The organism is Ruegeria sp., from assembly GCF_965199275.1.
Lineage (GTDB): Bacteria > Pseudomonadota > Alphaproteobacteria > Rhodobacterales > Rhodobacteraceae > Ruegeria.
On the sequence record NZ_CBDAQX010000035.1, the window covers coordinates 63272 to 78344 of the forward strand.

Annotated in this window: 19 protein-coding genes; 4 read left to right on the top strand and 15 right to left on the bottom strand. The window is 64.7% G+C overall.

The window, feature by feature from the left end; genetic code table 11:
* Positions 1–50: 50 nt before the first annotated feature.
* The 4 genes from rpsT (at position 51) to recF (ending at position 4725) form a co-directional block, all read left to right on the top strand.
* Positions 51–314, top strand: coding sequence for a 30S ribosomal protein S20 (rpsT, locus tag ACOERD_RS28950; RefSeq protein WP_142638226.1), 264 nt, complete (start codon positions 51–53; stop codon positions 312–314).
* A gap of 530 nt (positions 315–844) precedes the next feature.
* On the top strand, positions 845–2221 hold the full coding sequence (gene dnaA, locus ACOERD_RS28955; RefSeq protein ID WP_419741308.1) for a chromosomal replication initiator protein DnaA: 1377 nt from the start codon (positions 845–847) through the stop codon (positions 2219–2221).
* 225 nt (positions 2222–2446) lie between these two features.
* Positions 2447–3568, top strand: coding sequence for a DNA polymerase III subunit beta (dnaN, locus tag ACOERD_RS28960; RefSeq protein ID WP_170351930.1), 1122 nt, complete (start codon positions 2447–2449; stop codon positions 3566–3568).
* Positions 3569–3627: 59 nt separating this feature from the next.
* Positions 3628–4725 carry a DNA replication/repair protein RecF gene (recF, locus tag ACOERD_RS28965; protein WP_419741309.1) on the top strand — a complete coding sequence of 366 codons (1098 nt, stop codon included), beginning with the start codon at positions 3628–3630 and terminating at the stop codon, positions 4723–4725.
* A gap of 423 nt (positions 4726–5148) precedes the next feature.
* On the opposite strand, the gene ACOERD_RS28970 is transcribed toward recF, so the two are convergent.
* From ACOERD_RS28970 to ACOERD_RS29040, 15 genes are read right to left on the bottom strand one after another with little or no spacing between them, the layout of a single operon-like run.
* Positions 5149–5619, bottom strand: coding sequence for a hypothetical protein (locus ACOERD_RS28970; RefSeq protein WP_419741310.1), 471 nt, complete (start codon positions 5617–5619; stop codon positions 5149–5151).
* A complete protein-coding gene (locus ACOERD_RS28975; protein WP_419741311.1) occupies positions 5604–6998 on the bottom strand; it encodes a phage minor head protein in 1395 nt (464 codons plus the stop codon). Before ACOERD_RS28975 ends, ACOERD_RS28970 begins: the two co-directional genes overlap by 16 nt.
* A 4-nt stretch (positions 6999–7002) precedes the next feature.
* Positions 7003–8574 carry a phage portal protein family protein gene (locus ACOERD_RS28980; RefSeq protein WP_419741312.1) on the bottom strand — a complete coding sequence of 524 codons (1572 nt, stop codon included), beginning with the start codon at positions 8572–8574 and terminating at the stop codon, positions 7003–7005.
* A gap of 3 nt (positions 8575–8577) precedes the next feature.
* A complete protein-coding gene (locus ACOERD_RS28985) occupies positions 8578–10005 on the bottom strand; it encodes a hypothetical protein (RefSeq protein ID WP_419738328.1) in 1428 nt (475 codons plus the stop codon).
* A complete protein-coding gene (locus ACOERD_RS28990) occupies positions 10002–10571 on the bottom strand; it encodes a phage protein Gp27 family protein (protein WP_419737724.1) in 570 nt (189 codons plus the stop codon). The genes ACOERD_RS28985 and ACOERD_RS28990 overlap by 4 nt, the downstream gene beginning before the upstream one ends.
* 1 nt (position 10572) lies before the next feature.
* Positions 10573–10872 (bottom strand): hypothetical protein, encoded by a 300-nt coding sequence (locus tag ACOERD_RS28995; RefSeq protein WP_419737723.1) that lies wholly within the window; start codon positions 10870–10872, stop codon positions 10573–10575.
* Positions 10869–11297, bottom strand: a complete 429-nt coding sequence (locus ACOERD_RS29000) for a DUF2730 family protein (protein WP_419737722.1) — start codon at positions 11295–11297, stop codon at positions 10869–10871. Before ACOERD_RS29000 ends, ACOERD_RS28995 begins: the two co-directional genes overlap by 4 nt.
* A 49-nt stretch (positions 11298–11346) precedes the next feature.
* Positions 11347–11601 carry a hypothetical protein gene (locus ACOERD_RS29005; RefSeq protein WP_419737721.1) on the bottom strand — a complete coding sequence of 85 codons (255 nt, stop codon included), beginning with the start codon at positions 11599–11601 and terminating at the stop codon, positions 11347–11349.
* On the bottom strand, positions 11591–11872 hold the full coding sequence (locus tag ACOERD_RS29010; RefSeq protein WP_419737720.1) for a hypothetical protein: 282 nt from the start codon (positions 11870–11872) through the stop codon (positions 11591–11593). The genes ACOERD_RS29005 and ACOERD_RS29010 overlap by 11 nt, the downstream gene beginning before the upstream one ends.
* Positions 11873–12682: a phosphoadenosine phosphosulfate reductase family protein gene (locus ACOERD_RS29015; RefSeq protein WP_419738330.1), complete on the bottom strand. Its 810-nt coding sequence runs from the start codon at positions 12680–12682 to the stop codon at positions 11873–11875.
* 35 nt (positions 12683–12717) lie between these two features.
* Positions 12718–13080 (bottom strand): hypothetical protein, encoded by a 363-nt coding sequence (locus ACOERD_RS29020; protein WP_419738331.1) that lies wholly within the window; start codon positions 13078–13080, stop codon positions 12718–12720.
* The gene (locus ACOERD_RS29025) at positions 13077–13382 is read right to left on the bottom strand and encodes a hypothetical protein (RefSeq protein WP_419738332.1); all 306 of its coding nucleotides are present in this window, start codon (positions 13380–13382) and stop codon (positions 13077–13079) included. Before ACOERD_RS29025 ends, ACOERD_RS29020 begins: the two co-directional genes overlap by 4 nt.
* On the bottom strand, positions 13379–14050 hold the full coding sequence (locus ACOERD_RS29030; RefSeq protein WP_419738524.1) for a hypothetical protein: 672 nt from the start codon (positions 14048–14050) through the stop codon (positions 13379–13381). Before ACOERD_RS29030 ends, ACOERD_RS29025 begins: the two co-directional genes overlap by 4 nt.
* On the bottom strand, positions 14047–14268 hold the full coding sequence (locus ACOERD_RS29035; protein WP_419738334.1) for a hypothetical protein: 222 nt from the start codon (positions 14266–14268) through the stop codon (positions 14047–14049). The genes ACOERD_RS29030 and ACOERD_RS29035 overlap by 4 nt, the downstream gene beginning before the upstream one ends.
* 24 nt (positions 14269–14292) lie before the next feature.
* Positions 14293–15039, bottom strand: a complete 747-nt coding sequence (locus ACOERD_RS29040) for a DUF3164 family protein (RefSeq protein ID WP_419737797.1) — start codon at positions 15037–15039, stop codon at positions 14293–14295.
* Between the last annotated feature and the right edge of the window lie 34 nt (positions 15040–15073).

Consider the following 15073-nt stretch of genomic DNA (forward strand, 5'->3'; position numbering starts at 1 on the left):
TCCGTGGCGCGCAACCCTAGACAACCGTACCTAACAAAGGTCAGAGACACATGGCAAATTCGCCCCAGGCAAAGAAACGCGCCCGTCAGAACGAAAAGCGCTTCGCCGTAAACAAAGCGCGCCGTTCGCGCATCCGCACCTACCTGCGTAAAGTTGAAGAAGCGATCGCTTCTGGCGACAAAGACGCTGCAACCGCAGCTCTGCGCGCAGCTCAGCCTGAACTGATGCGCGGCGTCACCAAAGGCGTTTTCCACAAGAACACCGCATCGCGTAAAATGTCGCGCCTGTCGGCACGCGTAAAAGCGCTGGGTTGATTCCCGCCGGAACGCGTCAAGCGTTTTCTAACTAAAGGCGTCGCGCATTGCGGCGCCTTTCGTGTTTGTTGCCAGAAAGCCGCGACCTCACGAAGTCGAGAGATTCTTTCGCCCTGAACCCCGAGTCAATATCAGAGTTTCGTTGCTGCGACAGGCAACATCTTGCTACCATTGAGTCAGCGATTCACTCGCTTGGGGGGACAGGCTGTTCCAGACATCTGACTGACGGGCATCAGTCAGACATCAGGAACCAGCGTTCGAAAACCGGCCGTGGCCGGTTAAACGATCTGCTCTGGGTCTCGGGTTTTCCGATGATCTCAGCCCTGTCAAACAATTGGGTTACGACGCGTGCCCCGGTTCTCCGGGATCCTGCTGCGGGATACGATTTGTGCATGCTAAGTATTCATTTACCCGCCGGATGGAACAGTCCGGTGCAGAGTACCCTTGTGCGTGAACGTCAATGACCGGGAAACCGGCGACGATTGATAAGACCGACAGGTCAAAAAAAAATGGGATGCGTGAGGCGCTTGATGACACAAGAGAAATGGGGACAACTACGTAACAAACTACTGAAGGCCGTTGGCAAGAACAACTTCACCACCTGGATTGAGCCTCTGGAATTTCAGGAGCTGCAGGATGGTGTAGCCGTGTTCTCGGTTCCAACCAACTTCATGGGGAATTACGTCAGCCAGAATTTCGCAGATTTGATTCTGTATGAACTGAATACCGCGGGTGAGGCCGTCCAACGTCTTGCGTTCAAGGCGGCAGCCAATTCGACCACCCGACCGGCAGTTGTCACGGATGAACCCAAGTTGACCGCAGCTGCTGCACCAGTTGCGGAATCTGCCAATGCGGCGCTCGAGGATCTACAGGCCGCACCCTTGGATGCGCGTTTTACCTTCGACAGCTTTGTTGTCGGCAAACCCAACGAACTGGCCCATGCCGTCGCGCGCCGCGTGGCCGAAGGTGGCCCGGTCACGTTCAATCCGCTGGTTCTCTATGGTGGTGTTGGGCTAGGTAAAACCCACCTGATGCACGCGATCGCGTGGGAGCTGAAAACCAAAAGCCCCGAGCTGAACGTGCTTTACCTGTCGGCGGAACAGTTCATGTACCGCTTTGTTCAGGCATTGCGCGAACGCCGGATGATGGATTTCAAACATCTGTTCCGCTCGGTCGATGTGCTGATGGTGGACGATGTGCAGTTCATCGCGGGCAAGGACTCGACCCAGGAAGAGTTCTTTCACACGTTCAATGCGCTGGTGGACCAGAACAAGCAGATCATCATCTCGGCCGACCGCGCCCCAGGTGAGATCAAGGATCTGGAAGATCGCGTGAAATCGCGCCTGCAATGTGGTCTGGTCGTTGATCTGCATCCCACCGACTACGGACTGCGTCTGGGCATTTTGCAAAACAAGGTCCAGCAGCATATCGCCACCTATCCCGATCTGGTCATCGCCGATGGCGTACTGGAGTTTCTGGCGCATCGCATCTCGACCAATGTACGCGTTCTCGAGGGCGCCCTGACCCGTCTGTTCGCCTTTGCCTCGCTTGTGGGGCGTGAGATCGACATGGAACTGACGCAGGACTGTCTGGCGGATGTGCTGCGCGCCTCAGAACGCAAGATCACCGTCGAAGAGATCCAGCGCAAAGTGTCGGACTACTACAACATTCGCCTGTCCGACATTATCGGCCCTAAGCGCCTGCGGTCCTATGCTCGTCCGCGTCAGGTGGCCATGTATCTGTGCAAGCAACTAACCAGCCGCTCTCTACCAGAGATCGGCCGCCGTTTCGGAGGGCGCGACCACACAACCGTTATGCATGGGGTCAAGCGCATCGAAGAGCTGAAGACGACCGATGGTCAGATCGCAGAAGACGTGGAAATGCTGCGCCGCTCGCTAGAGGCCTGAACCGCGCCCATTGTCGGTAAATGCCCCGGGCCATTGCGTCCGGGGCATTTTCTTGTGCGCTATTCTCCACGGTTGCGGAGGAATGGACGCGTTTCGCGCGCGTACCTCTTGACCACCGGGGTATTCCCACCCAGAAATCGGTAAAAAATCCTTGTGCCTCAGGGCTGAGACGCTAACGTGCCAGTCCCGCCCATTTTCGGCACGCAAGTCAGAGGAACAGAGGGTATGAAGATCAGCATCGAACGCGGCACCCTTCTCAAGGCCGTTTCCCAGGCCCAATCCGTTGTGGAACGTCGCAACACGATCCCGATCCTTGCCAATGTGCTGATCGAGGCTGAAGGCGACCAAGCCCTGTTCCGAGCCACCGATCTGGATATCGAGGTTGTCGACAAAGCGCCTGCGCAGGTCGAAAAGGCCGGTGCGACAACAGTGGCTGCTACGACCCTGCATGAAATTGTGCGCAAACTGCCGGATGGCGCGCTTGTCACCCTGACGGCGGACAGCGCAGCTGGCCGTTTGACGGTAGAGGCGGGGCGGTCGAACTTCTCTCTGGCGACCTTGCCGAAAGAGGATTTCCCGGTCATGGCGTCCTCGGAATACCAGTCGAATTTCACCGCGTCGGCGGCGTTGCTGCGTCGGTTGTTCGACAAATCGAAATTCGCCATCTCGACCGAAGAGACGCGGTACTATCTGAACGGTGTCTACATGCATGTCGCGGACGGGTCCGAAGGCGGCAAGGTTCTGCGCTGCGTGGCCACCGATGGTCACCGTCTGGCGCGGATTGATGCGGACTTGCCGGATGGTGCTGCGGACATGCCCGGTGTAATCGTGCCGCGTAAAACCGTGGGTGAGCTGCGCAAACTGTTGGACGATGACGAGATGGATATCGCTGTCTCGGTCAGCGAAACCAAGGTGCGCTTTGCCACGCCGGATATCACGCTGACCTCGAAGGTCATTGATGGCACCTTCCCCGATTACACACGCGTCATTCCGCAGGGCAATACGCGCCAACTGGAAGTGGATGCTGCCGAGTTCGCGCAAGCCGTGGATCGGGTTGCAACGGTTTCGTCAGAGCGTTCGCGCGCTGTGAAGCTGCAACTGGATGCCGATAAGCTGGTGTTGTCGGTCAATGCGCCGGATAGTGGCGCGGCTGAGGAAGAGCTGGCCGTTGCTTATGGCGATGAACGTCTCGAGATCGGGTTCAACGCGAAATACCTGCTCGAGATTGCATCCCAGGTGGATCGTGAGAACGCGGTGTTCCTGTTTAACTCGGCCGGTGACCCAACTTTGATGCGCGAAGGCAATGATCTAAGCGCGGTTTACGTTGTTATGCCGATGCGCGTCTGATCGCGCTGGCGCGCGACGCCTCCGGCGGAGGTATTTTTGAACAGAAGAAGGGAGGGGTCATGGGATTGGCCCTGACCGAGCTTACGGTCTCGCATTTTCGGTCTCATAAGCTGGCACGTTTGTCTTTGGATGGGCGGCCTGTCGCCATCCATGGGCCGAACGGGGCCGGAAAGACCAATATTCTGGAAGCGGTGTCTCTGTTCTCACCCGGTCGCGGGATGCGGCGGGCCAGCGCGGCGGAGATGACCCGGCGGCCCGAAGCGTTGGGCTGGAAACTCTCTGGTCTGCTCAGTGCGCAGGGCGGGCGATATGAGATCGAGACGTGGTCCGAAGGCGGTGCGGCGCGTCAGGTTCGGATTGACCACAAGGCTTCCAGTCAGATTGATCTAGGCAAGCTCGCACGCGTCGTGTGGTTGATCCCTTCGATGGATCGGCTGTGGATCGAAGGGGCTGAGGGGCGGCGGCGGTTTCTGGACCGCATCGCGTTGAGCTTTGATCCCGCGCATGCCGAGGCGTCGCTGACCTACGAAAAGGCTATGCGTGAGCGGAACCGGCTATTGAAAGATCAGGTCCGGGATGCCCATTGGTACACGGCCTTGGAAGGTCAGATGGCCGAGACAGGGCATCGGATCCATGCGGCGCGTCTTGCCGCATTAGACCATTTGCGTGCCGCGCAGGATCAGGCCGAAACGGCGTTTCCTTCAGCCGAGTTGGAGTTGATCCAAACGGATGGTGCGATGCCCGAGACAGCGGATGATCTGCGGGAGGCGCTGAGCGAAAGCCGTTTCCGCGATCTGGCGGCGGGTCGGACTCTGGTCGGTCCGCATCGCTCGGACCTGTATGGGGTGTTTGCTGCCAAGGGGGTTCCCGCCAAGGATTGTTCCACGGGTGAGCAGAAGGCGTTGCTCGTGTCCCTGATCCTGTCAAACGCACGGGCGCTAGCGGGAATGGTCGGTGCGCCACCGATCGTTCTGCTGGATGAGGTGGCTGCGCATCTGGATGCCGGGCGACGCGCGGCGCTCTATGATGAGATCTGTGCGCTGGGCGCTCAGGCCTGGATGACGGGCACCGGGCCTGAGCTGTTTGCGGAATTGGGCGACCGGGCCCAAACGCTGGTTGTAACCGAAGGCGATGAAGGCTCGGTCGTGTCGGCTTAGGCTGGTTCGCCCACTTTACGTTCCCACAGGAAGCCGCGCATGACCTGATCGACCGGAGTTTTGGCCATGTTGTGCCCCGACAGAATTAATGCTCAATCGGGCCTATCCGGGCCTATCCGGGCCTATCTGGGATGAGGGGCGTTAAACCGCGCAGAATAAGGGGTTTTTCGGGTGCTTGAGGAGGCGTGACGATGAGGGCTCAAAATCGGGCTTGCGACAGTGATTTGCCCAATCTCGACCGCTCAGTGGTTCAGATCGCCGGAAAACGCTGGTTTTTTCTTCGCATTTCAGGGCCCGGAATCGAGCGTATTTTCCACGATCTGCGCAGGCCAGAACACCCGGATTGCGCCGATCGGTCAGAGCGCGTGGCATTGGCGTTTAACGGGGCTTTGAAGATGCGTTTAGGGCCTGTGTTGGGGCGGTTCAGGAACGGGCCCACCAGTTGGGTGGTTCGATCCCGAGGATGTCCCATTGCGGTGTCCAGGCCTTGCCCACGGCATCAGGCCATCCATGCCGGGCTGCGGCCTCTTCCTCAGGGGTATCAAGGCGGTCGATACCGTGACCCTCGACCCATGCGGTGATCTGCGCAATGGCCTCGCGCACGCAATCCCGCAATCGGTGAATCTCTGCGGGTTCGGGCAGGCCCGCACCCCAGGGGAACAGCAGGCCGTTTCTGACAGCCCCGATGGAGCATCTCAGTTCCACGGCGAATCCGGCGCCGCAGGTCGGTTTGCCGGATTTGAGTGTTTGACGGAGCCAGTCCACGGACTGCCCTGGCTCATGATCGTAGAGGAAATCACCGAACATCCGATCATCGAGATCTTCGCGATCACGTGGATCGCACTCGGTGAGACCGTGCCTTTCGAGGTCTTCCCATGTCAGGAAACCAGCCATTCGAGAAGTCCTGCGATCAGTTGCTCCATGCGGTCTTCGCCAAAGCGCATCAGGTTGACGCGGCTGCCCCCGGCGATGGCGTGAGCATAGTTGACGTAGCCTGCGCGGTCCAGTGCGCTGGTGGCGGCATGGGAGGCCAGCCGCTGCATGGCGGGGGCGTTCATGTCGAGACCGGCCGCTTGCTCGTTGATGCGCAGCGTGGCCAGTTGCCAGAGGCGATTGGCGGTGTGGCCAAGCCCGGGGCGGGGATCGGTGGCGCGGAAGAGCGAGCCATCATGGCCCACGGCGACGACGCGCACGAGGCCGGGTCGCTTTTCCAGCTGCTCAAGATCAACAGATGACAGGGCTGCGGAATCGGGATGATTGTGCACGACGCCGATACGGCGGGCCGGGTCTCTCAATATGTCGAGCATCTCCGGAGACAAGTCGACCCGGTCTCGCGCGCCCTCCACCCATTCCACGGGTGCGGCATTGCCGCCACGCACGGGGGTGTCGGCGTCGAGATCGATGGCGGCGAGATGTTCCCTGCCGGTTCTGAGGCCGCGTGCGCGGGCTTCGTGGATCAGCCCCAGTTCGATGCCGCGCGCCACCGGGTCCAGGCCCTCGGCGATGACATCATGGCGGCCCTGCTCGGCGAGGAATGTGGCCCCGGGGTTGGTCTCAAAGCCCGGCGTGATGCCCTTGGGAACCTCAAGGCTGCGCCCGGTGCGGGGATCGGTCAGGCTGCGGGTTTCCATTGGTGGCTCGGTGGCGACGGTCAGGCCCCGGCGTTCCAGCGCGCGGGCGGAGAGCTGGCGGGTGGTACAGGCGCAGAAATAGCCGTTGGGCGGGAAATGCATGGCCCACCAGATATGATCGACCGGCACAACCAGCCCGTGGAAAGGCTGATGCGCCGCGCGGCGGCTGGCGCGCTGGAGCTGGATATATTCGAGATAGGGAAAGACCTCTTTGGTGCGCTGGATGCGCATCCAGCGTCCGGCGGCATATGCGGTGCGCAGGTTGGTGTCGAATATGACGGCAAGGCGGCGTTTCGAGCCAAGCTGTACGATGCGGGTCTCGCCGGTGAGCGGATCGGTCATGCTCTTGCGGCCCCACCATCCGGCGGCCTTGAGCTTTGGCTCCAGCGCCGCGCGGAACTGCTCCATGGTCCAGCCCCCGGCGATGGCCTCGTCCACGGCTTCGCGGATCGTGGCCAGCAGATCGTCCTGCATCGCCTTGGCGACCACGAAGCCGCGCGCATGGGAGGCGCCCCACCAGTCGCGCCAGGAATAGCGCCCTTCAGGCGGGGCGTAGCCCTTGGCGCGAAAGAACTCTATGGCTTCCCGGGGCTGAAGCGCTGTGGCGGTGGCCAGTGGCGTGAGATCGATCGGGTCAGCCATGGGGTCACGCCTCCGGATCGCTTTCGGGCATCACCGGCGCATCGGCGGTGCCTGCGAGCTGGGCTGCAAAATCAGCGCGCGCGTAAAGCCCGGCCAGCGCTTCGGCGGCTGGGTGGGTGGCCAGTTCCGCCAGCCGGTCGCGCAACGCTTGAAGCGTTTCCGCCTCATCCAGTGCGCCCTGAACGGGAATGAGCGTGGCAGCGGCGGCCTCTGTGGCAATATCGGGGCCGATGAGATGGCCGACCAGCCCGGTGATGGCATCACCCGGGGCGCCGCCGGGCGGCGCGGCAAACTCTGCGGTGGGATCAGACATGTCGGGCGGCCTGTCGGGCCGGGGGGCCGGCTCTTCCCAGACCCCACCATAGACCTCTTCGATATAGCTGCGCGCGGGGCGCAGGCCGGAGGCCTGGGTGATGTAATAATCGCGTTTTGCGCGGATCTCGAGGTCCTCGGGTGGCGCGGTATCGCGGTAAAGCCGGGGCACGGCAGCCCCGGGAAAGTTCCAGTGGGTGAGCCATGTGGCCACGCTGGCGTGCAGGCATTCGGAAAGCCGATGTTCGTCACTGGCGATGAGGGCCTGAAGGGTTTCATTCTGGACCCTGGCTGTGCCCACATGCTGGCCGATCTCGGAGGTGGCGTGCTGGCCCACCACCGCTTCGGCGATCATGCGATCCAGAGCGGACAGCATGGAGCGGAAGTCTCCGCCCCCCGAGCCTCTACCACCGGCTCCACCGCCGGAACCGGCGGCGGCCAGCGTTTCCACCGACTGGCCCTCGGGCAGCGCGATGCAGCTGGCTGTCACCGCCTGTCCCATGATTGCCAGCAGCGCATCGATCTCCGGTTGCAGCGCATCCTGTCTGTATTTGCCCACCAGCACCGGCGCCCCGAACTTCTCCAGCGCCACCGACCACATGCGCAGCACCTGCCGCTTGAGCCAGACCGGCCAGATGCACCAATGCGCGGCCCCCAGCCCGAAGGGTTGCCCGCCATGGCGCGGCGGGGTGCGGTGCAGGATGTATTTTGCTGGCGGCAGCGGGATCCCGGCCGGATGGCTCCGGGTGATCAGCAGCGGCTCGAGCGTGGTCCGGTCATGGCGGATGAGGCGCGGATCGCGACTGCGGATATCGACCAGCCGGACGCGGTGCCCCTCCACCGCCCAAAGGCATTCGGAGATCGCATAGCCATACCAGATCGCGTGCAGAAGCGCCCGGCTGACCCGGTTCATGTCGAGGCCGCCCAACTGCAAGCGCAGATCGTCGGCGGCCGCCACGTCCCGCGCGCGCGTCCCGCCGGGCTCGATTGTCAGGGGGGCCGCCAGCAACCCGTCGATGCGCTGGCCCAGCACGGCGGTGGCCTTGCTGTCGGTCAGGGCGATCTCGGCGGCGTCCAGTCCGGCGTCATCGCCCGGGACAGCGCCAAAGCCGCCCGGCCCGCCGGCCAGCGCGCTGCCCAGACCTTCCAGCCAGCCTGCGGTCTGACCCCAGATGCCGGTTCCGCCCAGCCGGGCGGTCTGGGCCGGTGCGGCCCGCTCTGCGGTATCGGGGCGCTTGGGGACATCACTGTCACGGGGATCCATGGCTTACCTCCAGCCAACAGGGCCCGCCAGCGGCGAGCGGATGATGTCGAGATCGGGATCGGCGCGGTAGCCCGCGCCCGCGCCTGGCCCGCCGCCCAGCCCGGCGGAGCTGAGTTGCGGACCCGGCCGCATCTCGAAGGGCCCTGCCACCGAGGCGGCTCCGAAGGCCGCGAGCGCCAGGGCCCAGAAGCGATCGGCATGCCCGTCACTGTCCTTGCGGTCGGCAACAAGGCGCGGCGCCCCGGAGGCCGAGGGTTCGGCGCGCACGGAATGCAGATCATCCCAGAGCGCGGGATCGGCGGGAATGCGAATGCGGCGATCCTCGAAGGCCTCGCGCAGGGCGCCGGCCACATCGAGCTTGCGGGCCGCCGACAGCAGCACCCCTTCCACGGTGAGCGCGCCATGGTCTTCCTGGTACTGCTCGACCACCGCCTCGCCCATGCCGGTCTGATCGACCAGGATGCGCAAGGGGCGGTGCGCGCGCGCAAGACGGCGCATTTCGGCGCGCTGTTCGGCAAAGGTTTTGTTGTCCAGTGTGACAATCTCGCGCAGCCAGAGCGTGCCCCCATCATCTTCCAGCACGGCGGCCACCCAGAGGTCGCGACGGCGCGCCACATCAACACCGATATAGCAGGGACCGGAGCCGCGATGGTCGGGGTTTCCGGCGCGCGCGTCGCGTGAGGCGGCGCGGATGAGATCATAAAGCAGCCAGGCCCCGCCGCCCGCCGAAGGCACGCAGTCGAGCTCTTCCGGCCCGTGGCGGCCATATTGGGCGCGGATGGCGGCCTCCCAGGCGGTTTCGGCCGGCTGCGTGAGCGGTTGATCGGTAAGCTGTGCAATCCGCCCATAGAGCCCCTGAGCGAGCGCGTCACGCAGTGTCACCCGGTGGAGCGTGCCCGGCTGGCGAGCCTCCCGGATATCGCGCACCAGCGTGTTGAACGGGTTGGCCTCGCCGTTATGGGTGGAGATGATCCGCACCCGGCCGCCCCAGGTCAGAAACGCAAGCGCCGCTTTCAGCACCGCGTCGAGCGTGTCGACAAAGGCGGCCTCATCGATCACCGCCACATCGCCCGGACGGCCCTTGCCCCGAAACCCGCGTGGGGAAGAGGTCATGGCGAGGATCTGTTTGCCCGAGGCCAGCGCGATCCGGAAGGCCTGGATGTCGCGGCCCTCATCATGGATCAGAACCTCGCCGGCCGCCCCGGCCGCGATGTCGAGGTCCTCGGCCCAGCCCGCGCAATCGTCGATGAAGCCGCGCGTCATGTCGCGTGCGTAGCTCTGATAGTAGATATCGCCCCGGCCCGTGCCTGCATGCATCACCGCGTGATAGGCCTCGGCCCAGCTGATCCCGATGCGGCGGGACTTCTCGATCACGGCCAGCGGGGCGGGGTCCCCCACCCAGGCCGATTGATAGGGCAGAAGGGTCCTCATGCATCACCACCCTCGACCGCCTGCCGGATCAGGGCGGCAACATCCGGGCTGAGACCGGCCCCGCGCGCGGCCGCCCCGGCCCGTTCTCCCCCGGCGCGGCGCTCGGCCTCGGCCAGGCGTTTGCGTTCCTTGTCGGCCATTGCCTCGCGCAAGCCCGATGAGCTCATGACATCCTTCATCATCCGGCCCAGGAAATGCAGATCACGCGGATCGATCTCCCCGGCCTCCCGGGTCATCTGCGCTTTCATCACCTTGAAGGCCACGGTGGTGATCATCTCGAAGAGCACCGATTGGCGGCGGGCTTCCTCTTCCAGCCCGATCTCGTCCAGCCACCCCGCCGCCCAGCCGGTGGCCTCCTGCTGAAGGCGCGAGAACTCCCGGTGTTCCTGGCCGAACCGCTGCACCGTTGAGCGCCCGATCGTGACCAGCAGCCCCTTCTCGGCCAGGCGGTCATTGAGCGCGTCGGTGATCGTGTCATAGTCGGCAAACCCCTGCGCGGCGAGCTCTTCGCGCAGCCAGTCACGGATGGCCGAGGGCAGAAGATCGATCTTGCGCCGTCGCGGCATGTCACGGCCCCTTTGGTGCGGGCCGCCTCACGCCGGGATGGAGGGCCCGGCCTTGCGCGATATCCACGCCGCGCGCGGTGGCCGAGGCCAGAACGAAGCCCTCATGGTCCTCCAGCGTCACAAGCTCCTGTTCGCTGAGCCAGGCCAGCGTTGAGACCAGCCGGTCGCGCGAGGTGGTAATGCCCAGCCCATTGCAGACATCCATGAGGATCTCCGAGTTGGAGGCATATTCGAGACAGGCCGAAAGATGGGTGAGGATGGCCAGGCGGCGGTGGGCGTCCAGTGTTGCGGCATAGCTCATCTGCGGCTCTCTCCCAGAAGATGGTCCTCGATCCGGGTGATGGCGGCCGAAAGGGTGCCCACGGCCCTGGCATCGCGCTCCATGGCGGTGCGCAACTCCGAGACCGCGCCCGCCTGGCGTTCGATGGCAAGCTGCAGCGCGTGAATGTCCTCGCGGCTGGCCAGTCCGGCCACCGCGCCTTCCAGCCGCGTCAGCCGTTCGGCGTGGCGGTCGAGCCGGTCGGTGACATCTGCCCCGGGTTCGGATCGGGATGGGTGCGGGGAGGCGCTGCGCCGCAAAAGACCCAGCCGCTGCAGGGCCACCACGGCGCCGCCCAGAAGGCCCAGGATCGCAAGGAGCGCGGCAAAGCTCTGCCAGTCTTCAGGGGTGGGCATCATCAGCAGGCCTCCGGGAAAGATATGCGGGCAAAAGGGTCCTGCCCACATTAGCGGCTTTGCGCCACATCAGTCAGCGGACCATGGTCCGCTGCTCTGGTTATACCCGGGGCGGTGCGGGATCGTTGCAGACCGGACAGGGCACACCGCGCCGCACTTCACTGTCGGTCATGTCAAAAAGCCAGCCCGCCTCATGGCCGCAGCGGCCACATGTGAAATGCCCGCCCTTTGCGGTGCGCCAGCCGGGCATCAGGCCCGGAGCCTGCCCCCGGTCATCGGCATGCATCATCACGCGGCGCATCCGGGGTGGGGGCGTCAAACCCGGAAGCCAGGGCTGGCGGCGTTCAGTCTTCACTGTGAACCGCCCGCGCCGCCTCCAGCCACATCAGACAGGCCGCACCCAGATCGCCCCCGTGGGCGACGAGGCCGTAAAGCTGTATTTCCACGATGCCGCAGGCGAGCTGGGGGATTTCCACCTTTGCCCCGGTCTCGATGAGCGCCGTGGTTACCGCCTCGGTGATCGTCTCCACATCCTCCATCCCCGAAAGCCGCTCCAGAAGGGCGGTGCGGGCTGTGGTGCCGGGATCGGCGTTTTTGTCCTGTTCTTCCATATCCATATCCTTCATCTAGGTACATTCTCCCGCTTCCGCCTGGCACAGAGCGCCTTCGGTCTCAAATATCCAGTCCCCCTGGCGCGCCACGAAATCGGCCAGCTCCGCGCAGCTTCCATCCTTGCGCCAGTATGCGCCTGAGGGGGTGTTGCTGAGGCGCGAGGCCAGCGCTTCCATCTCTATCCACCAGGCAAAGCGGTCGGGGTCATCGCGGGCCAGGGCGGCGCGCACGGCCTCTGACTTGAGAAAGCAGCCATCGCAATTGCCCAGGGGTGTGCGCCCGTCCTCACCTGCCAGCGCCAGATCGAAAGGCTGCGCGGCCCAGAACGCGGCCACGTCGCGCCGGGCAATGCCGGCCCCGGCCAGCGGATACCAATTTTGCCATCTTTCTTTGGGATCATATTTCAAGCGCGATTGTTCATCCGCTCGTATACCCAATGCCGTCGTCCAGTTTTTCCAGCCCTGACCCACCAGCCAGCGCTTGGCGGTGCGCACTTTGAGCTCGGCGGTGCAGTAGCGCGCGGCCACATTGGGCAGATGCCGCTTGCGGCGAATGAGCGCCTCAAAAGGCTCGCCGTTTTGCGACGCGGTTGCGTGATCAACCTCGACCGCGCGAGGACCATTGCCATAGCGGTATTCCAGCCAGACAATCTCCACGCCCCAGCGGGTGCCGCATGTCGCGACAAAATCCAGCGTCTCTTCCCTCTCGCGGCCGGTGTTGGTGAAGATCACCCGCACGTGGTCGGGGTCAAGCCCGCCATTGTTTTCAAGAATATGATGCAGCATCAGGGCCGAGGAGCGGCCGCCGGAAAAGGCGATCTGCACCGGGCCTTCAGGCAGGCGGAAGGGATCGGGGGCATTCATCGCGCGCGCGCCTCGCGCCGGTAGCGCCGCACGGTGCCGGTTGCAATACGCAAGGCGCGGGCGATCTCGCCTGTTCCCAGGCCGCGCCCTGTCAGCCACAGCACCACCGCGCGGCGCGCCAGCGGCACCTCCAGCACATGACCGCCACAGCCCTGCATGAGCGCCTGTGCAGGTGCGTGACCCAGAAGGGCGATCAGGGCCTGGCCCTCGGGGCTTTGATCGCGCGCGGGCACCCGCCAGCTCCGCCCGCCATGTTCCAGCGCGATGGCAAGTGCTGCCTCGCGCCCGGCGTGATCGGCAATCTCGGCCAGGGAGGCCGGCAGGGGCGCGGATGCGCAAGTCTGATGCGGGCGGGTCAATGGTCAGGTCTCCGGTGGGCGCTCCTTTGGTGCCGCAGGCTCAGCCGTTCGGCGCGGTTCGAGATCGGCCCGGCCTGGGCGCTGGTTATGGTGACGAGTGCGACCGTGCCATCTGCCGTGCGCCGCAGATGAAACCGCAGGCCCTCGCGGATCACCGCGCCCTCGCCAAAGGTGCGCATGGCGGCCTCCGCGCCCGGCACCTGCGCCGCAATCCGCGCCCTCAGCCCCTCCACATCCACACCCCAGCTGCGCTCGAGCCAGCGCAGCACCGCGTGATCGGTGACATGCAGCGACCCGGTCATGCGCCCTCCTCCGGTGCGGGCCCGGAGCGGGCCAGCATCGCGCGCAGCGACCGGATCACATCGGTGATGCAGCCCGTATCGGTCAGCGCATCCACATCGAGGGGCACAAAGGCCCAATGCGCCCCGAAGCGCGCGCGGATGAAGGCGTTGAGCCCGGCGCGGCCCGGGCGTTTCAGCGCGCCCCGGCGCCCCAGTTCGCCCCAGAGCGCGTGAATGAGGCGCACGTCACCCCTTTTGGCTTTGGGGTGGGGGTTTGCGCCGCTGTGGCTGTCCCGGTGGGCCGCGCTGGCGCCCTTCTGACCGCCCCTGTGGACGCGCCCTGTGCCATCCGGGGCTCCGCCCCTGTGGCCGCCCCCTGTGCCATCCGGGGCTCCGCCCCTGTGGCCGCCCCCTGTGCCATCCGGGGCTCCGCCCGTTCGGCGCTTCATCCGTCCACTGGACGGATGACCGGTTGCACCGGACCGCGCCTCACCCTGCAGCGTGTTGAGATGGGCCAGCAGCAGGACCAGGTCGCGGGCGGACATGTCCCGCATCGACGCCTTGCCGGTCACAGCCAGTTGCACATCATGGCGTGCGTCCGCATCGAGTCCCAGCTTGCGGCAGGCCCCGTGCGCCCCGCGCATCAGCCGGGCGCAGTCCCCTTCGGCATATCGGCGGGTGCGGGTCATGTCACCGCCGCCCCGCCCTGCGCTTTGCGCGCCGCGCGTTCGAACCTCTTCTGCCGCCGCGCGATCCGCATCCGCTGCGCTTTGTGTTCGGGCGCCTTCATCGGCAGGTGCGTGACGGGCAGACCGGAGACCCCCTCGGGGATATGCCTGATCCGCCCGGCCGCCACCGCCGCGTCGATGAGCCTGCGCGCCTCGGCGGAGAGCGGGTCGCGCGTCATGCGGGTGCCAAAGACCGCCACCGCTCAGCCCGCCTTGGCCAGATCGATGCTGATCGGCTCCCAGGCCGCATCGGGGGTGGCGCGGCGATAACAGCGCATATAGGTTTTCGAGCCCACCACCCGCATCGCATCGCGGATCGCTTCCATCGCCCTGCGCCAGCGCCCGTCCGCGATATCGAGCCGCAGCAGGCTGTAGATGCCGGCGCGCGCGATCTCGCCCTCCTTGTCGACCTGGAAGGCGTGGGAGACGATGGTGCGGATCTCGGCGCGGCTGCCCTCGGCCCATTCGGCCAGGCATTCCTCCACCAGGTCGCGCGCCACCTGCAATTCGGGGCCGAAGGCGATGCGATCGGCGATCTGCACCTGCACCTTCATCGTGCCGTCATAGGACATATAGGTGCGGTTGCCCTTGACCGAGCGGCGGCTATGGCCGCCATATTCGGCCTCCAGGATCGCATCAAACCCGCCGATCTCATCAAAGCAATGGGACCGGAACCGCCCGATCTGCCCCGAGAGATCACCGGCAAAATGAATGACCCGGCGCACCATCTCATCCTGCAACTGGTCCTGCGGGCGCACCATCTCGAGCGGCGTCAGCCGCCCTTGTGCGTCGCGCATGTAGCGCGCACCATCAATGTCCACCGTGGCCGCATCGATCCAGTTCAGCGGCGGCAGGCCCAGAGATACGGGACCGGCTTCGCTCTCCGGGTCACAGCCCTGGTCGATCCGGGCCTCGGGGCCCCTGTCGGGATGCGGGTTTGTCTGTGCCATAACATGTCCTTTCGATGTGTTGACTGTTGCAGGG